The sequence below is a fragment of the Chryseobacterium sp. VD8 genome, from assembly GCF_037149975.1.
GTDB lineage: Bacteria > Bacteroidota > Bacteroidia > Flavobacteriales > Weeksellaceae > Chryseobacterium > Chryseobacterium indicum.
Map to the genome: position 1 here is coordinate 1 of NZ_JBBCQL010000286.1, position 5050 is coordinate 5050.

Consider the following 5050-nt stretch of genomic DNA (forward strand, 5'->3'; position numbering starts at 1 on the left):
AATTGCCAGACTATTAAATTGTTACATTATTAAAAATACTTAGATTAAATTTGCATTATGAATACCGACTTTTTCATTGATCTGCTTCATCAGGTTATAGAATTTGAAAACTCCGATGCTTACAAACCTAACTCTACAGTCGAAGATTTCCGGTTGTGGCTGAATGATAAAAAATACAGAAAAGAGAGCCCGACCAAGCTTTTTAAAAATGAACAGCATCAGGTTTCGTTCACAGAGAATGAAATCTGCAAACAGGTTCTGCTTCTGGGACGATATTCTAAACAACTGATAAGAAAGGGTTTAAATGATTTCCCTGAACTTGCCAATGAAGAATTTACCTATCTCTACCGATTGAAAGATGAGCCGAATCTTACCAAAATTCAGCTTATTGAAAGAAACGGGCACGAGAAACAGACCGGAACGCAGATCATCAAACGTCTTCTTGAATATGGCCTAATTGAAGAGAAAAACGACAGTGAAGACAAAAGAAGTAAACGCCTCAACATTACCGCGAAAGGGGAAGATTACTTCCACCGTTCTGTTGAAAAAGTGAACATGACCTCCAGAATTCTTGCAGGTAAACTGGAAAATAAGGAAAAAACAGAGCTTCTTGAGCTGCTGCGAAAACTGAATGAATTCCATTCTCATGTGTACTCTGAATACCGAAATGAAGATATTGTGAAAGTAATGGATCTGATAGCTTACAACAGAGATCAGAAATAGAGTTTGTTTAAGCTTTTTCAAATAAAATATTTCTGTTGGAAAAAGCAAAGACACAGGATTTTTTTATTGCTTAAAATCTTCAAGGTGCAAGAAATCAAAGATTTTTAACAAGGATTGATGATTACAGTTATTAAGTTGATACAAGTCTATAATCTTCAGATCTATATCAAAGGTTTCGTTTAAAACTTTCAAACAGCAAAAAGTCTGAAAGTTTTAAACGAACGGATAAAAACTGATGGCAGGTTATTTTTTATCAAGCCATGCGGACATGTATTCGCGGTTCATCCTTGCGATATTATCCAGCGAAATATTTTTAGGACATTCTACTTCACAGGCTCCGATTACGGAACAGTTTCCGAAGCCTTCCTCATCCATTGCCTTAACCATATTCAGAACCCTTCTTTTGGCTTCTGTTCTTCCCTGCGGGAGCAATGCAAAATGAGAAACCTTGGCTCCCACAAAAAGCATTGCAGCTCCGTTCGGACAGCACGCAACACAGGCACCACAACTTATACACGAAGCGGCATCCATTGCTTTGTCGGCATCTTCTTTAGGAACTGCAACTGCATTGGCATCAAGTGTATTTCCTAAAGTATTGACGGAAATAAATCCTCCTGCAGCCATAATCCGGTCGAAAGCGCTCCGGTCTGTAATCAGATCTTTAATCACGGGAAAGGCAATACTTCTCCAGGGTTCAATAACGATGGTTTCTCCGTCTTTAAACATTCTCATGTGAAGCTGACAGGTCGTAATTCCTGTATCGGGTCCATGCGCTCTTCCGTTAATGTACAGCGAACACATTCCGCAGATTCCTTCCCGACAGTCGTGGTCAAAGGCTACCGGTTCTTTATTTTCGCTAATCAGTTTTTCATTAAGAATATCCAGCATTTCTAAAAAAGAAGAGTCTGTGGAAATATCCGAAATTTTATAGATTTCAAATTTTCCTTTAACCTTTCTGTTTTTCTGTCTCCAGATTTTTAAAGTAAGATTCAGATTTTTTCTCAGCGTCATTATTTTTGATTTAGTAAAATTAAAATTAGGCGAAAAGCGATCTTTATTTTATGATGCTCATCATAATTCTTTAGATACAGAGAGAAAATTTTTCGGTATTAAAATTCTTAGACAAGAAAAGTAAAATTATGATCTCAGTCATATTGGTATAATTTTTTTACTTCTACATTTAATTCAGCTTACTTCAACAAATTCATTACATCTAAAACCTTATATATGCTTATATCAGAAGAACTTTTACTCGATTACGGTGCAGAAGAAGAAACTTTCGGGCGCCATCACACCATTTTTAATGAAGGAGATAAACCTCAATATTATTATCAGGTGGTGGAAGGAAGAATAAAGCTGAACCATTACAACGATGAGGGAAGGGAACTTATTCTTGCTATTCTGGAAAGAGGACTGAGCGTTTGTGAACTTCTTTTGTTTATAGACCAGACCTATCCTGTAAATGCTGTAACTTTTGAAAAATGTACTATTCTGAAGCTTCCTAAAAAAAGATTTATAAAAATGCTGGACGACAATCCTGAAATTTCGAGGGATATCAATAAATTTTTATCGGAAAGGCTTTACTATAAATACATCATGCTGGAAAATAATTCTTCTCTCCGACCGGATACCCGGATTGTAGGCGTACTGGATTATCATAAAAGCTTTTATGAAGATCAGTCGAAATATTCTTATGAAGTCCCGTTTACCCGACAGCAAATTGCTGCTATAACCGCTTTAAGAGTGGAAACCGTCGTAAGAGCAGTGAAAAGGCTGGAAAAAGAAAAATATCTGAAAATCATCAACAGAAAAATTTATGTCTGAATTTTAGATACCACAGTTCGGTACTTTGGTTAAAAATGGTCTTATAGTTGCAGAAACCTCAGCAGCCAAACACTAAAATATTATATTATGGAAACGAAGACCGCAACTAAAAAAGCGCCTGCGAAAAAAACAACACCTGCTAAAACGACAGCCAAATCCAATGCGAAAACCTCAACAAAGGCAACTGCTAAAACACCGGCAAAGAAAAATGCAGCAAAAGAACTCAAGGATCTTTTTGAAGATTCTCTGAAAGATATTTACTGGGCAGAAAAAGCCCTGCTAAAAGCATTGCCTGCGATGATGAAAAACGCAACTCATGAAAAGCTGAAAAAAGCAATAGAAAACCACATTATTGAAACTGAAGGGCATGTTGAAAGACTGGAGGAATGCTTCAAAGCTTTAGGTAAAAAAGCTCAGGCTAAAAAATGTGACGCTATGCAGGGTTTACTGGATGAGGGAAAAAGCATTATTGAAGAAACGGAACCGGGACCTGTAAGAGATGCCGGAATTATTGCCGCAGCACAGAAAGTGGAACATTACGAAATCGCAACCTACGGAACTCTGGCAGCATTTGCAAAAGTACTGGAAGAAAAAGACTGTACGAAGCATCTTCTAAGTACTCTGGAAGAAGAAAAGAAATGTGATGAACTGCTTACGAAAGTTGCAGATACCAATCTCAACAGCAAGGCATTATAGAAAAAACATTTTCATGATAAGAAAAGGAAACCAAAGCGGTTTCCTTTTCTTATTAATTTCCGGTAGATGTTCCTTTAAAAGTATTGGTACTGAAATCAAGAGTACAGTTGTCTGTTAAAATATGAACTTTCAGATTTTCAGCATACACAGGAAATCCTTTTTGAACCACCGACGTATTGGTTTTTCCGATTTCTCTGGCATTAATGATCCACGCAGATCCGAATCCTGTGAAAATATAATCACTGCAACTTCCTCATCTTTTTGACCATACAATAACTTTAATACTTCTCTGATCGGGAAAAACTCTTCTGTATCATGAGCTTCTTTCTGAACTTTTCCGCCGGCAATGATGAGTCTGCCTTTCGGATGGGCAAATGTTCCCTTATTTATTATCCGTTTTCACATGGGTTCTGTCTTTCTCGTTATTTGCCGTATCTGAAATTTCATTCAGTTTCTGAATAGTATCCGAAGCTTTATCGTTTACCGTTTCTTTCTTATTGTTCTGATCTGTATACTGCGTTTCGGATTTTGTGCATGACGACAAAATGCATAACATAAAGATAAGTGATGCTAAATTTTTCATATTAATCTGGATTTGATTATCAAACTTAAGGATCGGAAAACGAAAAAATTATGATGCAGGTCACAATAAGTCTCATTAAACTTTTTTATTTAACCATACGCCAAAGATTTTGTTTGCCATTAGTGACTTTTGCTTATTCTGAAAATAAGATTTACAGAGATTTAATCGTTTTTACGCCGAACTTACGTTAATTAAAAAAGCTTCCCGAATTGGGAAGCCTGTTTAGAATAAGTGCAAAAATGATAAAGTATGCTTATTCAAAGATAATAAGGACTTCCTGTGATGTTTTATGATCTCTCTCATAATTGATGATTTAAATTGAAGAAAACTCACAATATTTCCCATAAATGTGGTATTTTTTATTATAAATATTTTACGTTATGGTTTGCTATTTGTAATTATTTAATAAATAATAAAGCTTAAATATTCATTTTTTTAACATTAAAATTCAATATATGATAATTAGTGAAGATTTATTGTTAGCGTACGGTACAATCTATGAGATGTACAATGTAAACGAAACTGTTTTTCATGAAGGAAATTTGCCCAAATATTATTTTCAGATAGACAGCGGCATCGTGGAACTGAATAATTACCATGAAGACGGAAAAGAGTTTACCCAGAATATATTATCGGATGGACAGAGTCTGGGAGAATCTTTTTTATTTGATGATAAAGTTTATCCCACCAATGCGACTGCGAAAACACCTTGCAGGATTTTTAAACTTCCCAAGAATGATTTTTTCAGCCTCCTGAACCAGAATCCTGAAGTCTCCGCAAAAATGTTCAAATGTCTTGCAGACAGACTGTATGATAAGTACATTATGCTTTTTAATATTTCTTCACCGGATCCATCATATAAGATAAAAACCGTTATGGAAAGCCTGAAAGGTGAATCGGGAGATAAATATTCTTTTTCAGGTTCCTCTTACGAGACAACAGCTTGCCAATTTAACGGGGCTTCGTGTGGAAACGGTGATCAGAACGATTAAAAAAATGCATGAAAACCATCAGTTAAGAATTGAAAACCGAAAAATATTTTATTGAATTTTTACATCTTTTAGAGTATTCACAATTATTATTGATTAAATAATGAAAAGAAGCCGTCTCATTTCCATGAGGCGGTTTTTTTTATTAAACTTTTCAGATTGGATTTTTTGGCTGATTTTTAAAATAAAATGTGGATCTTACGCCACTTTTTTTCTTAAATTATGTGCTAAAGCA

General features: G+C 35.4%; 6 protein-coding genes and 1 pseudogene. 5 read left to right on the forward strand and 2 right to left on the reverse strand.

Annotation, left to right across the window (positions count from 1 at the left end; genetic code table 11):
* Positions 1-57 precede the first annotated feature (57 nt).
* Positions 58-723 (forward strand): MarR family winged helix-turn-helix transcriptional regulator, encoded by a 666-nt coding sequence (locus WFK35_RS20515; protein ID WP_336734323.1) that lies wholly within the window; start codon positions 58-60, stop codon positions 721-723.
* Positions 724-966: 243 nt separating this feature from the next.
* Here WFK35_RS20515 and WFK35_RS20520 read toward each other — a convergent pair whose 3' ends face one another.
* Complete coding sequence (locus WFK35_RS20520) at positions 967-1734, reverse strand: succinate dehydrogenase/fumarate reductase iron-sulfur subunit (protein ID WP_336734324.1); 768 nt, start codon at positions 1732-1734, stop codon at positions 967-969.
* 216 nt (positions 1735-1950) lie between these two features.
* On the opposite strand from WFK35_RS20520, the gene WFK35_RS20525 reads away from it, so the two are divergent.
* Both WFK35_RS20525 and WFK35_RS20530 read left to right on the forward strand, forming a co-directional pair.
* Positions 1951-2547, forward strand: coding sequence for a Crp/Fnr family transcriptional regulator (locus WFK35_RS20525; RefSeq protein WP_336734325.1), 597 nt, complete (start codon positions 1951-1953; stop codon positions 2545-2547).
* Positions 2548-2634: 87 nt separating this feature from the next.
* Positions 2635-3243, forward strand: coding sequence for a YciE/YciF ferroxidase family protein (locus WFK35_RS20530; protein WP_336734326.1), 609 nt, complete (start codon positions 2635-2637; stop codon positions 3241-3243).
* Between the two features lie 382 nt (positions 3244-3625).
* On the opposite strand, the gene WFK35_RS20535 is transcribed toward WFK35_RS20530, so the two are convergent.
* A complete protein-coding gene (locus tag WFK35_RS20535; protein ID WP_336734327.1) occupies positions 3626-3826 on the reverse strand; it encodes a hypothetical protein in 201 nt (66 codons plus the stop codon).
* Positions 3827-4329: 503 nt separating this feature from the next.
* Here WFK35_RS20535 and WFK35_RS20540 point away from each other — a divergent pair.
* Positions 4330-4530: pseudogene (locus WFK35_RS20540) on the forward strand (Crp/Fnr family transcriptional regulator); the annotation flags it as partial.
* Positions 4531-4717: 187 nt separating this feature from the next.
* On the forward strand, positions 4718-4873 hold the full coding sequence (locus tag WFK35_RS20545; protein ID WP_336734328.1) for a helix-turn-helix domain-containing protein: 156 nt from the start codon (positions 4718-4720) through the stop codon (positions 4871-4873).
* Positions 4874-5050 lie beyond the last annotated feature (177 nt).